At 59.9% G+C, this 20,350-nt stretch carries 15 protein-coding genes; 5 read left to right on the top strand and 10 right to left on the bottom strand.

The window, feature by feature from the left end; genetic code table 11:
• Nucleotides 1-6: 6 nt before the first annotated feature.
• From prfB to B3R00_RS15110, 3 genes are all read right to left on the bottom strand, one after another.
• Nucleotides 7-1,111 (bottom strand): peptide chain release factor 2 gene (gene prfB, locus B3R00_RS15120; protein ID WP_219162055.1). Its coding sequence is split into 2 segments (ribosomal slippage): nt 7-1,029 and nt 1,031-1,111, totalling 1,104 coding nucleotides; the frame shifts between segments, so codons are not numbered across the junction.
• 260 nt (nt 1,112-1,371) lie between these two features.
• A complete protein-coding gene (locus tag B3R00_RS15115; RefSeq protein ID WP_286999708.1) occupies nt 1,372-3,546 on the bottom strand; it encodes a type IV pilus assembly protein FimV in 2,175 nt (724 codons plus the stop codon).
• Between the two features lie 214 nt (nt 3,547-3,760).
• Nucleotides 3,761-4,807: a DUF72 domain-containing protein gene (locus tag B3R00_RS15110; protein ID WP_286999707.1), complete on the bottom strand. Its 1,047-nt coding sequence runs from the start codon at nt 4,805-4,807 to the stop codon at nt 3,761-3,763.
• Nucleotides 4,808-4,975: 168 nt separating this feature from the next.
• Between B3R00_RS15110 and B3R00_RS15105 the strand changes: the two genes are divergently transcribed.
• The 3 genes from B3R00_RS15105 to B3R00_RS15095 all read left to right on the top strand — a co-directional run bounded on the left by B3R00_RS15105 (nt 4,976) and on the right by B3R00_RS15095 (nt 11,048).
• A complete protein-coding gene (locus B3R00_RS15105) occupies nt 4,976-7,348 on the top strand; it encodes a Tex family protein (protein WP_286999706.1) in 2,373 nt (790 codons plus the stop codon).
• A 241-nt stretch (nt 7,349-7,589) separates the two neighbouring features.
• Nucleotides 7,590-8,387, top strand: a complete 798-nt coding sequence (locus B3R00_RS15100; protein WP_286999705.1) for an HDOD domain-containing protein — start codon at nt 7,590-7,592, stop codon at nt 8,385-8,387.
• Nucleotides 8,388-8,522: 135 nt separating this feature from the next.
• On the top strand, nt 8,523-11,048 hold the full coding sequence (locus B3R00_RS15095; RefSeq protein ID WP_286999704.1) for an AI-2E family transporter: 2,526 nt from the start codon (nt 8,523-8,525) through the stop codon (nt 11,046-11,048).
• Nucleotides 11,049-11,186: 138 nt separating this feature from the next.
• On the opposite strand, the gene B3R00_RS15090 is transcribed toward B3R00_RS15095, so the two are convergent.
• Nucleotides 11,187-12,323, bottom strand: a complete 1,137-nt coding sequence (locus B3R00_RS15090) for an iron-containing alcohol dehydrogenase (protein WP_286999703.1) — start codon at nt 12,321-12,323, stop codon at nt 11,187-11,189.
• Nucleotides 12,324-12,565: 242 nt separating this feature from the next.
• Here B3R00_RS15090 and B3R00_RS15085 point away from each other — a divergent pair, with 242 nt between their 5' ends.
• Both B3R00_RS15085 and B3R00_RS15080 read left to right on the top strand, forming a co-directional pair.
• Nucleotides 12,566-13,507, top strand: coding sequence for an alpha/beta hydrolase (locus tag B3R00_RS15085; protein WP_286999777.1), 942 nt, complete (start codon nt 12,566-12,568; stop codon nt 13,505-13,507).
• A 25-nt stretch (nt 13,508-13,532) separates the two neighbouring features.
• Nucleotides 13,533-14,387, top strand: a complete 855-nt coding sequence (locus tag B3R00_RS15080) for a GNAT family N-acetyltransferase (protein WP_286999702.1) — start codon at nt 13,533-13,535, stop codon at nt 14,385-14,387.
• An 84-nt stretch (nt 14,388-14,471) separates the two neighbouring features.
• On the opposite strand, the gene B3R00_RS15075 is transcribed toward B3R00_RS15080, so the two are convergent.
• The 6 genes from B3R00_RS15075 to B3R00_RS15050 form a co-directional block, all read right to left on the bottom strand.
• Nucleotides 14,472-15,938, bottom strand: a complete 1,467-nt coding sequence (locus B3R00_RS15075; protein WP_286999701.1) for a methyl-accepting chemotaxis protein — start codon at nt 15,936-15,938, stop codon at nt 14,472-14,474.
• Between the two features lie 418 nt (nt 15,939-16,356).
• A complete protein-coding gene (locus B3R00_RS15070; RefSeq protein WP_286999700.1) occupies nt 16,357-17,271 on the bottom strand; it encodes a DMT family transporter in 915 nt (304 codons plus the stop codon).
• Nucleotides 17,272-17,672: 401 nt separating this feature from the next.
• Nucleotides 17,673-18,176: a flavodoxin family protein gene (locus B3R00_RS15065; protein ID WP_286999699.1), complete on the bottom strand. Its 504-nt coding sequence runs from the start codon at nt 18,174-18,176 to the stop codon at nt 17,673-17,675.
• A gap of 318 nt (nt 18,177-18,494) precedes the next feature.
• Nucleotides 18,495-19,652 (bottom strand): lipopolysaccharide assembly protein LapB, encoded by a 1,158-nt coding sequence (gene lapB / locus B3R00_RS15060; RefSeq protein WP_286999698.1) that lies wholly within the window; start codon nt 19,650-19,652, stop codon nt 18,495-18,497.
• Entirely contained in the window at nt 19,642-19,944 is a 303-nt protein-coding gene (locus B3R00_RS15055; RefSeq protein ID WP_286999697.1) for a LapA family protein, read from the bottom strand. Before B3R00_RS15055 ends, lapB begins: the two co-directional genes overlap by 11 nt.
• An 81-nt stretch (nt 19,945-20,025) precedes the next feature.
• Nucleotides 20,026-20,343, bottom strand: a complete 318-nt coding sequence (locus tag B3R00_RS15050) for an integration host factor subunit beta (RefSeq protein ID WP_286999696.1) — start codon at nt 20,341-20,343, stop codon at nt 20,026-20,028.
• Nucleotides 20,344-20,350 lie beyond the last annotated feature (7 nt).

The following is a 20,350-nucleotide window of genomic DNA, read 5'->3' as shown; positions in this document are numbered from 1 at the left end:
CTTCCTTTAAACGCCTTGCTTGAGCGAGGCTTCGATGAACACGTCCAAATCGCCGTCCAGCACTTTTTGGGTCGCTGAGACTTCTACGTTGGTGCGCAAATCCTTGATGCGGCTGTTATCCAGCACATAGGAGCGAATCTGGTGACCCCAGCCCACATCGGTCTTGGTGTCTTCCAGTTTTTGCTGCTCTTCCTGGCGCTTGCGCATCTCGTAGTCGTACAAGCGCGAGCGCAGGCGTTGCCAAGCTACATCCCTGTTGCTGTGCTGCGAGCGGCCATCTTGGCACTGCACCACGATGCCGGTGGGGATGTGCGTCAGACGCACGGCCGAGTCGGTTTTGTTGATGTGCTGACCACCCGCGCCGGAAGCGCGGTAGGTGTCGGTGCGCACATCGGCGGGATTGATGTTGATCTCGATGGAGTCATCAATCTCGGGGTAGACGAACAGCGAAGAGAAGCTGGTGTGACGGCCACCCGAAGAGTCAAAAGGCGACTTGCGGACCAAGCGGTGCACGCCGGTTTCGGTGCGCAGCAGGCCGTAGGCGTATTCACCTTCCACCTTGATGGTGGCGCTCTTGATGCCGGCCACATCGCCCGGCGTTTCTTCTTCCACCGTGGCCTTGAAGCCCTTGCGTTCTGCGTACCTCAGGTACTGACGCAGTAGCATGCTGGCCCAGTCGCAGGCTTCGGTGCCACCTGCGCCTGCTTGAATGTCAATAAAGCAGTTCAGGGAGTCCGCCTCTTGATTGAACATGCGGCGGAATTCCAGCTCTTCAATCAGCGGTTGCAGCTTGGCGGCTTCTGCTTCGATGGTTTCCAGCCCGGCCTCGTCGCCTTCTTCCTTGCTCATCTCAAACAACTCAGCGTTGTCAGCCAGTTCGGCGGTGAGCTTTTGCAGTGTCAAAACGACGGAATCGAGTGATTTTTTTTCTTTGCCCAGTTCTTGGGCTTTTTTGGGGTCGTTCCAGACCGATGGGTCTTCTAGCGAGGCGTTGACAGTGCGCAGTCGTTCAAACTTTGCATCGTAGTCAAAGATACCTCCGGAGCTCTTGTGTCCGAGTGGACAGATCAGCGAGTGTGGCTTCGATTTGGTTGACGCGTTCTGCTTCCATGACTGATTCCTATTGTGTTGTTCGCGCGAGCAGCTGGGATATCGATGCCCATCAAGACACGCCAAAGCTGCAAAAAGCGTGATTTTCGCATGTACGCAGAGGTAGTGCCCTTAATAAGGCAGATGAGTTGGGGGTGAAGTTGGGCACTGCGAATAAAAAAAATAGCGTGTTGCAGGATTTTTGGTGCGCTTGCCACATAAAAAGTAACGCCACACATCTTCATGATGTGTGGCGTGCTGGTAATAGTTGCGCGCTCAGTGCTATTTTTTGGTGGGCGGTAAATCGCGTTCATCCATGATGAACGGGTTCAACTCATCTTCCAGGCTTTGGAGTTTGACCTCTGCAGATGCTGTGTCTGTCCGCTCCGCGGAAGGCGGTGTGGATGCCGTGGCTTCCCAGTTCAGCGTCAGCCCATCCATCAGTATTTCATCTGGAGCAAAGTGTGCGGTGCTCTGGAACGGGGAGTCATTGTGGGGATTGGGCGGTGCCAACGGTGCTTGCGCAGGCGCCGCGCTGAGCATGTCCAAGTTGGCCGCACTCAATGGCAAAGGTGTATGGTCAGCTGCCGCCGTAGCGCCAGTGCGCACAGGATAGGTGGTTGGCGCAGGGACATTGTCAAAAACGACCTCTGGCAACGGAACTTCAGTGGGAGCGGTGCGCACCCGTCCCGGCAACTGGCCACGGCTTGACGCTGGTGTGGTTTGCGCCACGTTATAGAGCATGAGCAAGTCATCAAATGCAGACAAGTCAAAGCGCATATCGCTTTCTCTGTGATCTGCAGCAGGCTTGCGAACAATCAAATCGCGCAGCAGGGTTTGCACTTCATCGGTAGGCCAGAGTGCTTCAATTTTGCTGAGAACCTCGGGGTGGCCGCTCCACAGGTCATGCCCCTTGCGCGAGAAACCAAGGAAATCTGGCACTTTGACGTTGAAATGCGCTTCGAACTGTTCGCGCACTTGCTCAAATGTTTCGGTGCGACTGAGTCGGTACAACAGCTGTAACAGTTCGATATAGGCCAGTGGCGAAGAAGCTTGGTGCTCTGCAATATGCGTTTGCAAGATCTCGATGGCTTGGTCGTTCTCTCCAATCGAGGCATAAAACTCTGCCTGCTCTTGCACATCGAAAAGCGCTTGCGCAGTTAATACCTCGGCAATTGAGGGTGATACCTCTGGCGAGGGTTTATGCCCAGCGAGTTGTTCGAATTCTGCGTACAGCTCTTCCGGCATCACCGTGGGTGATGACGCTTCAGCGCTGCTCCAGCTTTGTGGCGCAGGTTTGCTTGCTGCGGAAGCGATGGCGGCTTCGAAAGGAGCAGGTTGCTCGACAGCCGAGGGTGTGGCCGCTGCCGCAGCAGCTTGGGGAGTAACTGCTGTGCTGCTTCGTGTGTCAATGCTGGTCGCTTGTACTGAATCATCCACTGCAAGCACGGTGTCAGCCCACGACCGCTGCGCGTTCATGCGCTCTTGTTTGATGCGCTGCAGCAGCCAAGCAATGGTCGCAAGGGCCAAAGCCAGCATGCCCAGCATGATGTGAACCCACAAAGGTAAATCTTGGTTCTGTGCCTGCACCAGCTGTGTTTGCAAGCTGGTGATCTCGCTGCGATTGTTGGTCAGCTGGGTCTGCAGTGTTTGCAACTGCTTTTCCATGGCTTCCAATCGCGCAGCGTTGGCATCCAGCACCAGTTGGGTTTGGGCGTCGATGCTGCTACTTGGCAGGGGCTCTGTTGTTGCAGATGTGGCAGGGACAGCGCTGCTGGGAGCGTCGAGTCCTTCAATCGGTTCAACCCGCAAACGTGGCTTGTCTTCGCTGGTGCCGGCAGCGGCGGCGACGGGGAGGGGTGTCGCCGGGGATGTGTCGGCAGGTGCTGCAGCGCGCTCAGCGGATGGCGCTGACTTTGGGGCTGTGACAGCTGAAGCTGCGGCAACCACTTTGGGCTTGTTTGCCGCAGGTGTGACGATGCGCTTGGGAGCGCGTGGCTTTTTCTCAGGCGCTGCGCGGGCCACGGCTGCTGCAGTGGCGGCTGGCACCGGGCTGACTTGAATCTTGCTCAGATCTATCGGCGTGGTAGATGCGGCGAGCGTGTGCGGAGGATCTGCGAAAAAAGTGTAGCTGCGTGCTATCGCCCCAGCGCACCCTGCATGCAGTTTGACGGTGATCAGCGGCTCGTATACAGGGGTGCTGGTACGCAGGCGTATGGCATTGCCCTGTGGGGTGAGCGAGATCTGAGCGCGTGAAATGGCAGCATCGCCCATCCATACATCCGCAGCGATGCAACTGCTGTCTGCTGTCTGCCCAGCATCTGGCATAACCTGAAATACCAGGTCAATCGGAGAACCCAGTTGCACATTGCCTTGGGTATTACCCAGCGACAAGGCACTAACTTGCGATGCAGCAGCAACGCCACTGGCCAATATGAGAAGGTCGCGAAGTTTCACAATAAATTCTTTATTGCCCAAGTATTTTGACAAGCGCTCGGTGCAGCACGAAGAGGTTGTGGCAGAAAGCTATGGACGGCACTTTAGTGTTAGTCAGAATGTGTCTGATTGTCGTACCTGTGTCATTGCTTTGGGGCAAGCACTTCAGAAAAAACGACGTTGTTGCCTATGAGGGACTGAATGTCAACGATTTATAACTTCGCACATTAGCCCCCTAATTGGAAGAGGGGTTAGCCAGTGAGAACAATTGCGCGGCCAGCAGTTGGATGGAAAGCGGGGCACAGCCTTCCGCATCATTGCTGATGGTGACAAAAGCCGCTTGCCCTGCGCCCGTGATGCCGTGGATGGTTCGTGCCAGCACGTTGCGCGTGTGGGGGGCTGGGCTGCGTATTTCACTAAAAGGTTGGTGCTTTTCTTGCGCTGCGGTGTAGCCGAAAGGTCCAAAAGTGGTGTTGAGGTTCCAGCGGCACACCAGCGGGGTAGGCCAGAGTTTGCGCAGAAGGGGCAATTGCTGCTCGATAGGGGGCATTTTGCCGTGCAGGCCCAGGCACATGGTGGCCGCATTCGATTGAAGCACCTGGATGAATGCCTCTTGCAGCAACAGCGGATCTCGCACTTCGACCGCCACGATCACATCGGGTGCCGCAACCAGCGCAGCGCGGGTGGTGGCCAAGAGGGCGTTCAGCGGCTGCCACAGTTGATCCGGTTGACGCAAAAGCTCCCAAGGCAGGGGGCTGAGCTGGTAGACCAGCACGCCCAGCTTATTGCCAAGGCCTTCTAAGGCGGGTACCACGAATTGTTCGATTGCCAAGCTGGGGTTCAAAAACGCAGAGTTGCGCTGCTGACCTTGCCCTTCTTCGCCGCGTACCAAGGCATCGGTGATGACATTCGGGCACTTGACCACAAAGCGGAAGCCTTCAGGCACCTGTGCGGCCATTTGGGCGTACTGCTCGGTGCTCAGGGGGCGCCAAAAACTGCGGTCCACGCAGACAGTGCGCATCAGCGGGTGCTGGCTCAAGGCCGTGAGGCCTTTGCGCGAGAGTGTGGATGCATCGTAGACGCCATCCCACACCAACCCATCCCAGCCGGGGTAGGACCAGGTGGAGACCCCCATGCGCAGGGTGTGGGGCAAGCCCTGTGCCAGCGCCAGCAGAGGCGCTGTGGGCGCCACCGCCTGAACCCCCGCAGACTTCTTCGAAGGTCTTGCGGAAGGTGGTACAGGAGTTGGTGCGGCGCCGGCGCCAAACAAATCGTCTTGCATGAGCGGTAGAGCTTAGAGTGTTTTTGCCCGCTGAGGTATATCTGGCGTGCGCTAACAGCTATCAATTGTGTGGATATGCAATTGCTTGCAGCCGAAATGCAGCAGATGCAAATGTCTATGGCACACTTGCCCGCTTTCAGTGAACCAGCGCCGTGGGGCGCGTAACGCATGCAAAAAATCATTGGGCAAATTGCCGCAGAAATCAAAGTCAGTGCGCAGCAAGTCAGTGCTGCCGTGGAGTTGCTGGATGGTGGCGCGACCGTGCCGTTCATCGCCCGCTACCGCAAGGAAGTGACGGGTGGCCTGGACGATGTGCAGCTGCGTGAGCTGGAGGCCCGCCTGTCTTACCTGCGTGAGCTGGAAGACCGCTGCAGTGCCGTGCTCAAGGCCATCGATGACCAGGGCAAGTTGACCGATGCGCTGCGCCTGGCGATTGCCAATGCGCCGACCAAGCAGGAGCTGGAAGACATCTATCTGCCGTTCAAGCAAAAGCGCCGCACCAAGGGCCAGATCGCCAAGGAATTCGGCATTGAGCCGCTGGCTGACAAGCTGTTTGCCGACCCCACGCTGGACCCACACGAAGAAGCCAAGGCTTTCTGCCAGCCAGCGACAACGCTGGACGATGGCAAGCCCGGCCCGGATTTCAGCACCACCTTCGCCGTGCTGGATGGCGTGCGCGACATCCTGTCCGAGCGCTGGGCCGAAGACCCGGCCCTGGTGCAAAAGCTGCGCGAATGGCTGTGGGACGAGGGCTTGCTCAAGTCCAAGAAGGTCGAGTCCAAGAACGAGAACGACCCCGAGGTGGCTAAGTTCCGCGACTATTTCGACTACGACGAACCCATCGGCCGCGTGCCCTCGCACCGTGCGCTGGCTGTGTTCCGCGGCCGCGCGCTGGAAATTCTGGAAGCCAAGCTGGTCCAGCCTGTGGAGCCCGAACCCGGGCAGCCCAGCCTGGCCGAAGGCAAGATCGCCCTGCACCTGGGCTGGAGCCACGCCAAGCGTGCCAGCGATGACCTGATCCGCAAGTGCGTGGCCTGGACCTGGCGCGTCAAGCTCAGCCTGTCGACCGAGCGCGACCTCTTCAGCCGCCTGCGTGAAGACGCCGAGAAGGTGGCCATCAAGGTGTTTGGCGACAACCTGCGCGACCTGTTGCTGGCCGCCCCGGCCGGCGCCAAGACCGTGATGGGCCTGGACCCCGGCATCCGCACCGGTGTGAAGGTGGCCGTGGTGGACAGCAACGGCAAGCTGGTGGACACCGCCACCGTCTACCCGCACGAGCCACGCAAAGACTGGGAAGGCTCGCTGCACACCCTGGCCAAGCTGGTGGAAAAGCATGGCGTGAACCTGATTGCCATTGGCAACGGCACGGCCAGCCGTGAAACCGACAAACTGGCGGCCGACCTGATCAAGCTGGCCGCCAAGGCGGACAAGAAGATCGAGAAGGTGGTGGTCAGCGAGGCGGGCGCGTCCGTGTATTCGGCCAGCGAATTCGCCTCGCAGGAGCTGCCCGACGTCGATGTCAGCCTGCGCGGCGCGGTGAGCATTGCGCGCCGCCTGCAGGACCCGCTGGCCGAGCTGGTGAAGATCGACCCCAAGAGCATCGGTGTGGGCCAGTACCAGCACGACGTGAACCAGAGCGAGATGGCGCGCCAGCTGGACGCCGTGGTCGAAGACTGCGTGAACTCGGTGGGTGTGGACCTGAATACGGCCTCGGCCCCGCTGCTGACCCGCGTGTCGGGCCTGAGCGCCTCGGTCGCCAAGTCCGTGGTGCGCTGGCGCGATGCCAACGGCTCGTTCAAAAACCGCAAGCAGCTGATGGACGTGGCCGGCCTGGGCGCCAAGACCTTCGAGCAGGCCGCCGGCTTCTTGCGCATCCGCGGTGGCGACAATCCGCTGGACATGACAGGCGTGCACCCCGAAACCTATCCGGTGGTGGAGCAGATCATTGCCGCCACCGGCAAGCCCGTGGACCAGCTGATGGGCCGCAGCGACATGCTCAAGGGCCTGAAGGTCGAGCAGTTTGTGACCGAGAAGTTCGGGGCCATCACCGTCAAGGACATCCTGAGCGAGCTGGACAAGCCCGGTCGTGACCCGCGCCCCGACTTTGTCGTGGCGCGTTTCAACGACGGCGTGGAAGACATCAAGGACCTCAAGGAGGGCATGATTCTGGAAGGCACGGTCAGCAATGTGGCCCAGTTCGGTGCGTTTGTGGACCTGGGGGTGCACCAGGACGGCCTGGTGCACGTCAGCCAGATGAGCCACAAGTTTGTCGAGGACGCGCGCGAGGTGGTCAAGACCGGTCAGATCGTTAAGGTCAAAGTGCTGGAAGTGGACGTGGCGCGCAAGCGCATCAGCCTGACCATGAAGCTCGATGCGGCCCCCGCGCGCCGCGATGGCCCGCGCGACAACCGCTTTGAAGGCGCAGGCCGCAGCAATAGCCATGGCACTGCCAGCCGGGGTGGCCGCGACAGCCATGCCCAGCCTGCGCAGCAAAATGCCATGGCCTCGGCATTTGCCAAGCTGCAAGGCTTGAAAAAATAAGCGAAAGCTTGGCAACAAAGGGCTGCACATGCAGCCCTTTTTTTGGTGGACTTGCTGCCATGCAAGGCTGAGGGTGCAGCAAAGCAGGAAATTGGGTGACAAAGCCCGTGCATTTCGCTCCAAGGAATTCGTGCTGGATGCGACATTGGTCAAATTTGGGTGCGTGCTTTCCAGGAGGGCAAGGGCTATGCTCAGACAACCTTGTGCCGTTTATCCCCCCTTGCTGCTTGACGCTTGATCTATGCATGTTGCCAAAGAACTTTCTCTGCCGTGTCAGCCGCGCGTGTTGGCGCTGCTGATGCGGGAGTTGCTTGGCGATGTGCCCAATATGCGGCGCGTGAATCAGCTGTTTGGGGGCGACCCTGTGCTGGCCGCGCAGTTGATGCAGTGTGCGAACAGCAGCGCTTTTCAAATGGCGGGGCAGGTGCGGGGGATTGCGCCGGCGATTGTGCTGCTGGGTGCGCGCCAGCTCAAAGGGCTGCTGAAGAAGGCAGAGCTGGGTTTGACGGTGCGCGCAACCGCCGGAATCGATATGGCCCAATTTACACGCATCAGCCATGCGACGGCCAAATTGGCCCGTAATTTGGCGGGATTGACGGGGCTGGATGGCAGTGCAGCCTATATGGCCGCGTTGTTGCACGCGCTGGGGCAAATCATCTTGCATCAGACGCAGCCCGAGCGAGTGGCTGTGTTGAATCAGGAGGCCAGTATCTGGGATCCCCGCCGCCCACGTCTGGAGGCCAAGCACTGGGGCTATAGCGCCAACAGCACCACCGCGGTATTGCTGCGCAGCTGGAATTTGCCCAGCGATGTGGTGGCGTCGATCCAGTCGCTGGAAGCGCCGATGGCCACCGAGAGCTTTGACCCTATGGCGGGCTTGCTGCACCTGGCGGTGTGGTGCAGCCGCGCCAAGCATGTGGGCTGGACCGAGCGCACCATGGCTGACACGTTCCCAGTGGACGTAGCGCTGGCCTTGGGCGTGGATGTGGACGTGGTCTTGCAGCAAGAGGCCATCGACTGGCACCAGTCCATGTATTGATAGCAGCCAGCGCTTGCTGCATCAGCGCTAGAGCACAAAAAGACTACATTGGCAGTCGCCGCTTGGCGTAAAAGGATGACAGGCAGGGCGGCTGCGCCAGTGCGATTCTTGGGCACCTTGATTTTGTGCACCGCCATGTCTGATCGCTCGCCTTTGCCGCCTGTCCCTCCTGATGCCACCGCCGATGCTGTCACCCCGCCTGAAAGCCCTGCAGCGCTAGCGCAACTGGTGCTGGAAAGTCGTGCGTCGCTGCGCCAGCCCCGTGAGAGTGTGGCCAGCTTGCAGGCAGTGGCTGCGGTATTGCCAGGCCTGCGCTGGCTCATCGGTTTGCTGATTGCCAGCATCGTCATTGCAGCGCTGTATTTTGGCCGTGACATTCTGATTCCTCTGGCTTTGGCGGTGCTGGTGGGTTTTTTGCTAGACCCGGCGGTCACCCGTTTGAAGCGTTGGGGGCTGTCGCGCATGCTGGCGACTTTGCTGGTGGTGGTTTTGGCTTTGGGGGCGCTGACGGGAATCGGCTTTTACCTAGGCAAGCAGGTGCAGAGCTTGAGTGCAGATTTGCCCACCTACCAAAACACCATCAAGCAAAAGCTGCGCAATTTGCGTGCGCTTAGCAGCGGCCCGAGTGTGTGGGACGGGGCCATCAAAACCTACAGCACGGTGGAGTCTGAAATTGCCAAGGCCGCTGCTGCGGCAGAAAAGCGCCCGCCGCGCGTGCAGCAAGTGGTAGTGGTGCGCGATGAGCCCAAGCCACTGGAGAAAGTCGTGCAGTGGTTAGACAAGGTCAGTGAGCCCGTGGCCATGATTGGCATCGTGCTGCTGTTTGTGATTTTGATCTTGCTCGATCGCGATGGCCTGCGTGATCGCCTGCTGCGCCTGATGGGCGGTGGCAACCTGCACGTTGCCACAGACGCGCTGGATGAGGCCTCAGTTCGGATTGGTAAATACCTGCGCATGCAATTTATTGTGAATGTGACCTACGGCATCCCGATGGCGGCGGGGCTGTGGCTCATTGGCGTGCCTGGGGCGCTCTTGTGGGGTGTGTTGGCCACTATCATGCGCTTTGTGCCGTATGTGGGGCCGATGATTGCGGCCGTTTTTCCGCTGACATTGGCATTTGCGGTGGCGCCGGGCTGGGAGATGTTGCTGTGGACGCTGGGCTTGATCTTGGTGCTGGAGTTGATCAGCAACAACGTCATAGAGCCCTGGCTGTATGGCTCCAGCACGGGCTTGTCGACCTTGGCCATCATCATGGCAGCCACCTTCTGGACGGCTTTGTGGGGGCCGATTGGCCTGATTTTGTCCACCCCCTTGACGGTGTGCTGCCTCGTGCTGGGGCGCTATTTGCCGGGCTTGCAGTTCATGGAGGTGCTGCTGGGCAGTGAGCCCGTGCTCCATCCGCCGCAGCGTTTGTACCAGCGCTTGCTGGCTGACGATGTGAACGGTGCGATTGAGCTGGCCCATGCCGATATTGCCCAGCGTTTGCCTGCCAAGCCCAGTGCCCAAGACAAGGCAGGCGCTGTGGCTGATTTTTATGCCGATGTGGGCGTGCCCAGCCTGCAACTGGCCTATAAGCACCATACCGAAAATGCCACAGCAGAGCACCGCCTGCGGCTGTCCAATGGCTGGGAGGCGGTGTTGGAAGAGCTGGCCGAAGAATTCCCGGCGGCGCAGCCACCTCTGGCCGTGAACCCTGCGCCCCATGTGCTGTGCGTGGGGGCCCGCTGGGAGATTGATGCGCTGGCTGCGGACATGATGGCGCACAGCTTACAGCTGCAGGGTGTGCCGGCCCGCAGCGCCAGCCATGCGTTAACGCCAGCACTGGGGCCTGAAGAAATGGCGGATTGGGGGCAGGCGCAGTGGCTGGTGCTCTCAACCTTTCATGCGCAGCCGCAGGCCTTGGTGCGGCAAATTCTGCGTCGCGTGCGCCGCCACTATCCGCAGCTCAAGGTGGTGCTGACGTTGTGGAATGGCGGCCCCGCCGTGCTGCAAGAGCAGGCGCTGGAACGGCTGGGGGCCGATGCCGTGGCCACCAGCGTGCTCGAGCTGTTGCTGCGCATGGCGCAGTTGATGGCACCCGATCCGGCTCCTTTGGGTTATGTGGCAGCCGCTTTGCCTGAGGATGACGAGGCCCGTGTGCAGTTTTTGGAGCACAGCGGCGCGCTGTTGCCTGTGCATGCCCCAATGTACAAAGAGGCCGTACTCAAAGCAGCCAACGTTTTCAATGTGAAGTACGCCCAGGTCTCTTTGGTCGGACATGACTGGGTATACACCCCCGGCAGCTTGCTGTCGAATACCACTCCCCCTGGCGCGCAGCCGGGGCTGCCCCGGGATTTATCGATTTGCTCGTACGTGGTGCTTGATAGCGCGGACTTGGTGGTTGAAGACGTGGCGCGTGATCCCCGTTTTTCTGACAACCCCGCGTTGGCGGGTGCTGGTGTCAAGTTCTATGCCGGTGTGCCGCTGAAGACCACCAAGGGCTACGTCTTGGGCACGCTGTGCATCATGCACGACGCACCGCGTACGCTGGCGGACGATGAGATGCAAGTGCTGCACGCGATGGCCGAGGATCTGGTGGAGCGCCTGCGTGCCGCGCATCTGGCTGATTCGGCCAAAGACGCGGCCAGTGAAAGCCAGGGGCAGGGCAGCAGGGCTGCATGAGACCGCATTGCGGATTGCTGCCTCACTGCGCAGGCGCGTGATGGAGAGCAGCCCTTGCCCGTTCTGGTAATTTCCATCAAATAAAGATAGCGAGTGGCGCTTGATGGGTAAGCGTGAAGCGCCAATTTGGCCATGATTTTACATAGCGGCTTGCAACATGGCTTCGTAGTCTTGCGCGCTGGCCAGGCGTGGGTTGGTGCCGTGGCAGTGGTCTTTCAGGGCGCCGTCAATCACTTGGTCAAACCACGCCCGCTCTACCCCCATGGCCGCCAGCCCCTTGGGCAGCCCCAGGCGGGCGTTCATGTCGGACAGAGCTGCGGGAATGTCGCTGGCGCTGGTCAAACCCATGGCGTGGGCCATTTTTTCCAGGCGTTGCTCGCGTTGCACGGACTCCGCCTGCGCATTGAACGTGACGACTGCAGGCAAAAACATGGCGTTGAGCGTGCCGTGGTGCAGGCGTGGCTGCACACCGCCCAGGCTGTGGCTGAGGCTGTGCACACAGCCCAAGCCTTTTTGAAACGCCATGGCGCCTTGCATGCTGGCACTCATCAGCTGGCGGCGGGCCTCGGCATCCTGCCCGTTGCGCGTTGCGCGCTCAATGTGGGCCCAGCCACGGGTCAGACCATCCAGCGCAATACCATCTGCCGGTGGGTTGAACGCGGCAGACATAAAGGTTTCCATGCAATGGGCAATCGCATCCATGCCCGTGGCGGCCGTGAGCATGGGGGGCAGACCGTAGGTGAGTTCGGGGTCGCAAATGGCGGCTTTGGGCACCAGGTGCCAGCTGTGAAAGCCCAGCTTGCGGTGGCCGTCGACGATGATGATGGCGCCACGTGCTACCTCGCTGCCGGTGCCGCTGGTGGTGGGTACGGCAATGATGGGGGCTACCGCCTCGGTGATGCGGGGAGAGCCGCCTTCGATGGTGGCATAGGTGGTCAGTGGCCCGGGGTGGGTGGCGGCAATCGCTACGCCCTTGGCACAGTCAATCGCGCTGCCCCCGCCCACGGCGATCAGTCCGTCGCAGCCCTGCTGCTGGTAGAGCTGGGCGGCTGCGCGCACGGCGGCCTCGGTGGGGTTGCTGGGCGTGGCATCAAAGACGGTCACGGGCATATTGCCCAGGGCATCCAGTGCTTTTTGCAGCACGCCTGCTGCTTTGACGCCAGCATCGGTCACCACCAAAGGGTGGGCGATGCCCACGCGCTGGCACTCCTGTGCCAGCAGGCGCACGGCGCCAAAGTCGAACTGAATTTGCGTGACGTAGTTGATAAAAGCCATCTTTTCACTCCAAGCACCGTGTTTGCAATGGCGGGCAGTGTGGAGCAGCAGCGGGGCCATGAACACCCCGTCAACCCTGAGTGGCAGGCGCAGCGCGTCACCCAAGGGACAAGCCATTGGGCTGCAACCGCGCTGTGATTGCTGCATGATGTGCAGCTTTGTGATTGCCCCTAAACCAGCGCAGACGCTGGTGCCCTGTTGTGAACGAAGAACACGAACTCCACCACCCCTTAACCCCCGCCATGCGTGACGTATTGCGCCGCATGGCACGCGCCAATCGGCCCCATTTGCACACCTTGACTCCGCAGCAAGCGCGCGCAGCGTACGAAGCCGGGGCCGGGGTGCTGGAAATTACGCCCGCCCCCTTGCCCCGCGTAGAAGATGTGCGGATTCCTGCACGCGACGGGCACGCACTGCCTGCCCGCCTGTATGCGCCGCGTGCGCAGGCCGAGGGTGCGCTGCCGGTGCTGCTATACCTGCACGGCGGCGGATTCACGATTGGCAGCGTGGCCACGCACGACGTGCTGTGCCGGGAGTTGGCCCATCAGGCAGGCTGTGCGGTCGTGTCGCTGGACTACCGCTTGGCGCCAGAGCACCAGTTTCCCACCGCCAGCAACGATGCGTGGGATGCCTTGCAGTGGCTGGCGCAGCATGGTGCCAGCCTGGGGCTGGACAGCACCCGCATGGCTGTGGGCGGCGACAGCGCTGGTGGTACTTTGGCCGCATCGTGCGCCTTGCTGGCGCGCGATGCGGGCCTGCCGCTGCAGTTGCAGGTGCTGATATACCCCGGCACCTGTGCCCACCAAGATACCGACTCGCACTTTGCCTATGCGCACGGCCTGGTGCTGGAGCGCGCAGGCATCCAATGGTTTTTTGACAACTATGTGCGCACCGCCGCCGACCGCGAAGACTGGCGTTTTGCCCCGCTGCTGGCCCATGACGTGGAAGGCGTTGCCCCGGCGCTGGTGTGTTTGGCGGAGCTGGACCCGCTGGTGGATGAAGGCGTGCAATACGCCGACATGCTGCGCATGGCGGGAGTTGCGGTAGAGCTGGAAATCTACAAAGGCGTGACGCACGAATTCATCAAAATGGGCCGTGTGATTGCCGAGGCACGCCAGGCCCATGCTGCGATTGCAGCCGCTTTGCGTGCTGCCCTGGGCACATCGCCCGTTGTTGACAAGTAGATAAATAAGAAAGAAAGCCTTCTTTATGCGCCCCCAAGATTTTCGTTGCCACCAGCGCCTGAGCGTGCGCTGGGCAGAAGTGGATGCCCAAAAAATCGTCTTCAACGCCCATTACCTGATGTATGCCGATGTGGCGGTGACCGAGTACTGGAAGCAAATGGCCATGCCTTACGCACAAAGCTGGGGCGCGCTGGGTGGCGAGTTGTTTGTGAAAAAGGCCACCACCACCTACCACGCATCGGCCCAGATGGGCGATGTGCTGGACGTGGGCATCCGCTGCGTCAAGCAAGGCAATACCTCGCTGCAATTTGAGGCGGGCATCTTCCGCGGGCAGCAACTGCTCAATACCGTAGAGCTGGTGTATGTGTTTGCCGATGCCGATCAGCAACCCCAGCCCGTGCCCCAGCAACTGCGCGACATGCTCAGCGCATTTGAAGCCGGTGAAGACATGGTGCAACTGCGCTCGGGCAACTGGAACGATCTGGGGCGCCTGGCAGAGCGCCTGCGCATGGAAGTGTTTGTCAAAGAGCAGGGCGTGCCGCGCGAGATCGAAATTGATGAGTTTGACCCCATCTGCCGCCACGTGGTGGCCGTGAACCGCCTGGGCCACCCGGTTGCTACCGGCCGTCTGGTCAGCGATGCGCCCGGTGTGGCCCGTATTGGCCGGATGGCCGTGGCGCGCGAGATGCGCGGCGGCCAGCTGGGGCGCCAGGTGCTCGATGCTTTGGTGCAAGCCGCCCGCGACCGAGGTGACCGCGAGGCCGTGCTGCATGCCCAAGTGCACGCACAAAACTTTTATGCCCGCGCTGGCTTTGTGCCCGAAGGCGAGGTGTATGACGAAGCGGGCATTGACCACATCACCATGCGCTTGAAGCTGTAAAAATAAGAGCTGTCAGCGCGCAATAAAAAAGGGTTTCAGGTAGAAATTGCCTGAAACCCTTTGTTTTATGAGCGTAAGCAGCTATCAAATTCTAAAAGCTTGGACGCTGTGCGCCATCTGCACCGTCTGGTCTTGCAGGCTCGATGCTGCGGCGCTGGACTGCTCGGCCAAGGCCGAGTTTTGTGACATGGAGCTTTCCAGCTGGTGAATGGCACGGCTAATGTCTGCCATGGCCGTGCTTTGCTCGTGGGTGGCGCTGGTGATCTCGCTCATGTGCTTGGTGACGTTGCGCGACGCTTGGAGCAACTCCTGCATGGCGTCCAGGGCTTGTTTGCTTTGCACCGCACCCACGCCAATCGATTGTTCCGAGGTCTGAATCAGCTCCCGGATTTCCTTGGCCGATGCGGCAGAGCGCAGGGCCAGGCGGCGTACTTCTTCGGCCACCACCGCAAAACCACGGCCTTGTTCGCCCGCGCGTGCAGCCTCGACGGCGGCGTTAAGGGCCAAGATATTGGTCTGGAAGGCCAAACCGTCTACCACCGCCACAATTTCCGAAATTTTGCCGGACTGGGCGCTGATGGATTCCATACTTTGGGCCAAGTCGCTCATCACCGTCTGGCCTTTGTGCGCGGCATCCGCAGCCTGGCGCGTCATGGCGTCAGCCTCAGCAGCCAGTGTGCGTGACTGCTCCACCGTGGCCATCACACGCGTGGCGGCATTGGCCGTTTCTTCCAAGGCGCTGCAGGCCATTTCGGTGCGTGAAGACAAATCATTGCTGCCCAGCTCAATTTCTTGGCTGGCCGTGTGTACCTGGGCCACGCTGCGGGTGACGGTACGCACCGTGTCGTTCAGCTGCAAGATAATCGCTTTCAAATCTTTGGCCAAAGGTGTTTGCACAGATTCTTGGTCAATATGTAAATTGAATTTATCACCATGGTGAATGGCTTGCACCAGTCCCTGTAATTCAATGCCCTGCAAAAAAGATTGTGCAATATTTTTGAGAATAAAAATCTCAACCGCAGTTTGCACCACCACAAAAGCAGCATGCAAAATGATTTTGAGAAAATCAGCCTCTGTGGTGCAGTAAATGCTATAGCCCCAAGCTTGCAGGCGGTCAAACAGAAAATGGTGAACCGCAAAGAACGCTGCACACGCCACCACCACACGCCATTCGCGGTAGACCATGACCAGCGCCAGCGTCACAAACACACCAAAGTGAAATTCAATGGTGCCCAGCGACACCTGAATTTGCAAAACAATGGTGGCGCAGAGCAATAGCGGCAGTGCATAGCGCGCAAACGCTGTGCCACGTGCAGTCCAGTAAATACCGGCTGCAGCGGCAATGAGCAGGGGACTGATAATCAGCGCCGCATTCAAATCCGTATAGTGCCAGGCAATAGGTAAAGCCAGCAAGGCAGAGATGCTGACCAAAATCAGCATCAACAAGTCTGCTTGGTGGCTGACTTCTTGGGTGGCATTTTTTACGCTTTGGCGGGGGCGTGGCACACCGTGCACAAAGCCGGTAGTCGATGGGATGACCGATGAATCCATATAAAATCCCAATACTGGATTGGGTTGCTGTTTTTAATTGATTTATAAGATGCTAAATATTTACTCAAATAAATATTGAAATAATTATTCAAATTCATTTAAAAAATATTGCTTTTAATCGCTAAATTTTAGCAGCGCGCAAAAACTTAACGTTTCATCGCCTGGCAAAGCATACTTTTTGACTCTAAATAATTGTCAATCACGGTTAAACGCGGAGGGCTTGGAGGTCACGTCTTGGCTGTGTCGCCACGAGCCAACGTTGCTGGGGCAGAGCGGCTGGCGCCGTAGGGCTGCGGTCATGCGTTTTTGCAGCAGGGCAGCAAATGCTGGTGCTGTTTGCGCAGGGGCCTCAATGGCAGTGCGCCGTGCAATGTCACCCATCCTGGATGGCTGCGCTGGCGGCAATCCAGGCGCATGCTTAATGTCGGGTGCGGCCCCAATGCATGATGGCCGTGCCCGTGATGGCCATGGCGCCACCCAGCAGCATGGGGGTGTCAATGGTCTCGCCCAGCAAATAGGCCGAGATCAGCACGCCAAACAAAGGCACCAGTGTGATGTAGCCGGATGCAGCCCCCGCGCCCAGGGCCTTCACGCCATCAAAGTACCACGCGTAAGCCAGCGCAGTGGCGCCAAAAGCGAGAAAAAGCAGTGCGATCCAGGCGGTGGTGCCGCTGTGTACAGCGCTGGTCAAGGCGCTCGGGCCTTCTACCACCAGGCTGGCTGCCAGCAACATGCAGGCACCGATGGTGCTGGTGACGGTGGTGGTCGACAGGGCATCAACGCCCGTGAGCATCCAGCGGCCAATCAGGGTGTAGAGCACCCAGCACACCACGCAGCCCAGAATCAGCAACTCGCCCACCCCCATGGCGCCTTGCAGCAGGGTTGCAGGTTGCCCGTGTGAGAGCACGACCACGGCGCCCGCAATCGCCAGTGCCATGCCGGTGGCGATGATGGTATTTATGCGTTCCTTGAAAATCCAGGCTGCCATCAGCAGTGTCATGACCGGGTTGAGAGTGATGACCAGCGCGGCTTTGCCCGCAGGCAGGTGCTGCAAGCCCGATAAAAAAAACGCTGCATAGCCCAAAACCCCGGTGGCGCCCGCTGCGGCCATACCCAACCAGCGCTGAGCACTCCAGTTTTTGAGCTGTTGCAAGCCACCGGCCCAATACAACCACGGGATGAGCACCAGGGCCGCGAGCAAAAAACGCAAGCTCGCCCCCGCCAAAGGCGGCATCGACTGCGCAATGATGCGCCCCGCAGGCCACGAAGCGCCCCACAACACGGCCATACCAATAAGCCGCAAGTGCGGGCCAAAACGCGGATTCAATTGCATGGGCGCCACTATGCACCAGCGCGCGGCGTGCACAGGGCAAAAAGTCTGAACGCGCTCGTACGCTATGAGAGGGAAATAGGCTGCTGGCGTAATGTACGTATGCGCTGATAGCTATGTTTTTGCAAGTGCTTGCTGGGCGAGATTCTTGTTTGCGTGCCAGCTTGCAGCAAGCCTGCGCACTTGCAGGGTGCTTGCCCACAAGAGGGGGCTGTGGATGTTGCTGGAGATACAGCCCGCAGCCAGCGCGCTGCTTGGTGTGCGGTCTTTGAATGTTGGGTTGGACGATGGCCGCGTAGAAGCATCGCACCGGCACTGCACGCAGTGCATAGGGTGTGCGGTCTTGGCTGCGGTTGAACTTGCTACTGCTAGCGCTGCGCGGATTGATGCGGTGCTGTTTCCACTCAAAAAATACCCATTTCCAGACCGGCCGCCAGGCTCGCGCCCAGGTCGCGGCAGGGTTGCAAGTCGGCCTCTGCAATCTGCTTGGGGGCGGCAATCGCCTCCGGTGTTTGCGCATGGGTGCAGACAATCAGGGGTTCGGCCACGGCTTGGAGGCGCCAGCCCGTGGCAATGCGGGCGATTTGCCGCGCCGCGTTGCTGCCATCACTGCCTGCACAAATGAGCGTGGCATAGCGCCTGCCTTGGATGTGGTCGAGCGCGCCATAGTAGGTGCGGTCAAAAAAGTCTTTGAGCAAGCCGCTGACGGCAGCCAAGTTTTCTGGCGTGGCAAACACATAGGCATCGGCTTGCAGCACATCTTTGGTGTGTGCATCGCTGGCATGCAGCAGGCGCACGTGCAGCGCCTCGGCTGCTTGCTGTGCGCCTTGCTGCAGCGCATGCACCATTTGCAGCGTACCGCCGGTGTGCGAGTGGTAGACGATGAGCAGGGTGGGGGGCACAGTCATGACCTGCAGCATGACGCAAAGTGGGGCTCAGAGCAACCAAGGCGCGCTGCACCGGTGATGTGTTGGTATGTGCTGGTGCAGCAGGCGCCGCGTGCGCATTCTGCACCCCCCGCTGTATGTGGCGCAATGCGGTACGCGGCGGTGCTTGCATTGGCAGCGCAGAGGGGTGATCTTTCTGGGGGAGCAGCTTGCAGAGCGTGGCTGGCAACACATAAAAAAAGAGCTGCTAGCGCTGATCTTTGCTGACTTTCCCTGTGTTTTCTATCGGAAAGCGTTGCAATTACAGCGGTGGCAGCTCTTATTTTTGATGTATGTGGTTTACAGCTCTTCGACGCGCCGTGCGGGGTAGCTGTCCCAGCTTTGGCAGCCGGGGCAATGCCAGAAATGCTGGCGTGCTTCAAAGCCGCAAGCGGCGCAGCGGTAGCGGCTGAGTGGCTTGCTGGCGTGTTCCAATGCTTTTTGTACGGCAGGGTGGTGCTCTTCGTGCTCCAGTTTCTCGCCAGCCAGCCATTTGGTGGCAGCCACCAACGACGGCTCTTTGGCCAAGTGCTGCACATACCAGTCACGGCTTTGGCTATCACTGTCGCGGGGCACGGTGTTCAGGGCCACCAGCGCGTCCAGCAAATCCAGCGAGGGCATTTGCGCATAGCGTGCGCGCAGCAGTTGCGCGGCAGCGTCTTGCTGGCCCGTGGCGGCAGCCACTTCCAGCATCAGCGGTGCTGCCAGTGGCAGACCCTGGGGCGTGGTTTGTGCCAAGGTTTGCAGCGTCTGCCAAGCAGCGTGCGACTGGTTCAGCCGGTGCTGAATACGCGCCAGCTCAATGCGGGGGCGTGGTGTTTGCGGGGCAATGCGCACCGCCTCCTGCAGCAGTTGGTGGGCGGTGTCCAGCTGGGCGTGGCTGGCTTGTTCAGTCGCTTGCTCGCACAGGTAGTGGGCCAAGCGCCCGCTGAAATCGCCTTGGTTGGCTGTCTGCATGCGGCGGGCAATCTCGGCCGCCTGCTCCCAATCGCGTGAGCGCTCGTAAATCGCCAGCAGGGCCAGGCGTGCTTCGGCTTCGTAGGCAGAGCCTTCAAGGCGGCGCAGGGCCTCTTCGGCACGATCGAGCAGGCCCGCTTTCAGAAAGTCTTGCGCCAGGCCGTGCTGGGCGCGGTCACGGTCTTCACGGCTTAAATCTGCACGCGAGAGCAGGTGCTCGTGCACGCGCACGGCGCGGTGGTATTCACCACGGCGGCGAAACAAGTTGCCCAAGGCGAAGTGCAGGTCCGCAGTCTCGGGATCGTTTTGCACGGCCTCGATGAAGGCGTCAATCGCTTTGTCTTGCTGCTCGTTGAGCAAAAAGTTCAGACCCTTGAAATAGGCTTTGGGTGCTTGGCGGTTGTCTTGGCGCACTTGGCGCAAATCCATGCGCGAGGCCAGCCAGCCCAGCACAAAAGCCAGGGGCAGCCCCAGAAGAATCCAGCTGAGATCAAAGTCCATGGATGGTCGGAGGAAGTGGGTCAGGAGAGGTGGTGGCCGCTGCGGCGTCTTCAGGGGCCGCAGGCTGGCTCAGTTTGGCCGCGGTGCTGCGGTGTTTCCACCAGCGCGGCACCATGACCAGCACACCTGCAATCAGACCGCCTACAAATGCTGCAAGTACCACCAGCACCAGCGGTGCTTGCCAGAACGTGCCAAAGAAAAAGTGCACGGTGACGGTTTGCTGGTTGTTGAGCGCGAAGGCAAACAGGGTGAAAAAAATGGCTGCCTTGAGCAGCCACAGCAGATATTTCATGCGAGCCCTTCCATGTTGCCTTGAATTTTAGGCGCACCGGCGGGCTGGCGGGCAATCACGGCATGTTTGCTGGTGATTGCCTTAGTCTGCAGCAGGGGCTGCAGGCTGTGCAGGAGGGGTTTGAAAGTCCACGGCTTCGCGCAAGGCCTTGCCGGGCTTGAAGTGAGGCACACGCTTTTCGGGAATATGCACTGATTCGCCGCTGCGTGGATTGCGCCCAATACGGGCAGGGCGACGAGAGACAGAGAAGCTGCCAAAACCACGAATTTCAATGCGCTGGCCTTGCACCAAGGCGTCGCTGACGGCGTCTTGAATGGTTTTGACGGCGTGCTCGGCGTCACGCTGGGTGAGTTGGGCAAAACGGGCTGCCAACTCTTCAACTAAATCAGATCGGGTCATGAAGCAA

Origin of the sequence: Comamonas sp. UBA7840 (genome assembly GCF_002501455.1) — a bacterium.
Taxonomy (GTDB): Bacteria; Pseudomonadota; Gammaproteobacteria; order Burkholderiales; family Burkholderiaceae_C; genus Comamonas; species Comamonas jiangduensis.
This window is presented reverse-complemented; position numbering and strand designations above follow the sequence as displayed.

Bases quoted from the DNA above. Each gene is read 5' to 3' on its own strand.
- B3R00_RS15110 (WP_286999707.1), bottom strand. From the start codon at position 4,807: ATGCAAGACGATTTGTTTGGCGCCGGCGCCGCACCAACTCCTGTACCA.
- B3R00_RS15105 (WP_286999706.1), top strand. From the start codon at position 4,976: ATGCAAAAAATCATTGGGCAAATTGCCGCAGAAATCAAAGTCAGTGCG.
- B3R00_RS15100 (WP_286999705.1), top strand. From the start codon at position 7,590: ATGCATGTTGCCAAAGAACTTTCTCTGCCGTGTCAGCCGCGCGTGTTG.
- B3R00_RS15095 (WP_286999704.1), top strand. From the start codon at position 8,523: ATGTCTGATCGCTCGCCTTTGCCGCCTGTCCCTCCTGATGCCACCGCC.
- B3R00_RS15090 (WP_286999703.1), bottom strand. From the start codon at position 12,323: ATGGCTTTTATCAACTACGTCACGCAAATTCAGTTCGACTTTGGCGCC.
- B3R00_RS15085 (WP_286999777.1), top strand. From the start codon at position 12,566: ATGCGTGACGTATTGCGCCGCATGGCACGCGCCAATCGGCCCCATTTG.
- B3R00_RS15080 (WP_286999702.1), top strand. From the start codon at position 13,533: ATGCGCCCCCAAGATTTTCGTTGCCACCAGCGCCTGAGCGTGCGCTGG.
- B3R00_RS15075 (WP_286999701.1), bottom strand. From the start codon at position 15,938: ATGGATTCATCGGTCATCCCATCGACTACCGGCTTTGTGCACGGTGTG.
- B3R00_RS15070 (WP_286999700.1), bottom strand. From the start codon at position 17,271: ATGCAATTGAATCCGCGTTTTGGCCCGCACTTGCGGCTTATTGGTATG.
- B3R00_RS15065 (WP_286999699.1), bottom strand. From the start codon at position 18,176: ATGACTGTGCCCCCCACCCTGCTCATCGTCTACCACTCGCACACCGGC.
- lapB (WP_286999698.1), bottom strand. From the start codon at position 19,652: ATGGACTTTGATCTCAGCTGGATTCTTCTGGGGCTGCCCCTGGCTTTT.
- B3R00_RS15055 (WP_286999697.1), bottom strand. From the start codon at position 19,944: ATGAAATATCTGCTGTGGCTGCTCAAGGCAGCCATTTTTTTCACCCTG.
- B3R00_RS15050 (WP_286999696.1), bottom strand. From the start codon at position 20,343: ATGACCCGATCTGATTTAGTTGAAGAGTTGGCAGCCCGTTTTGCCCAA.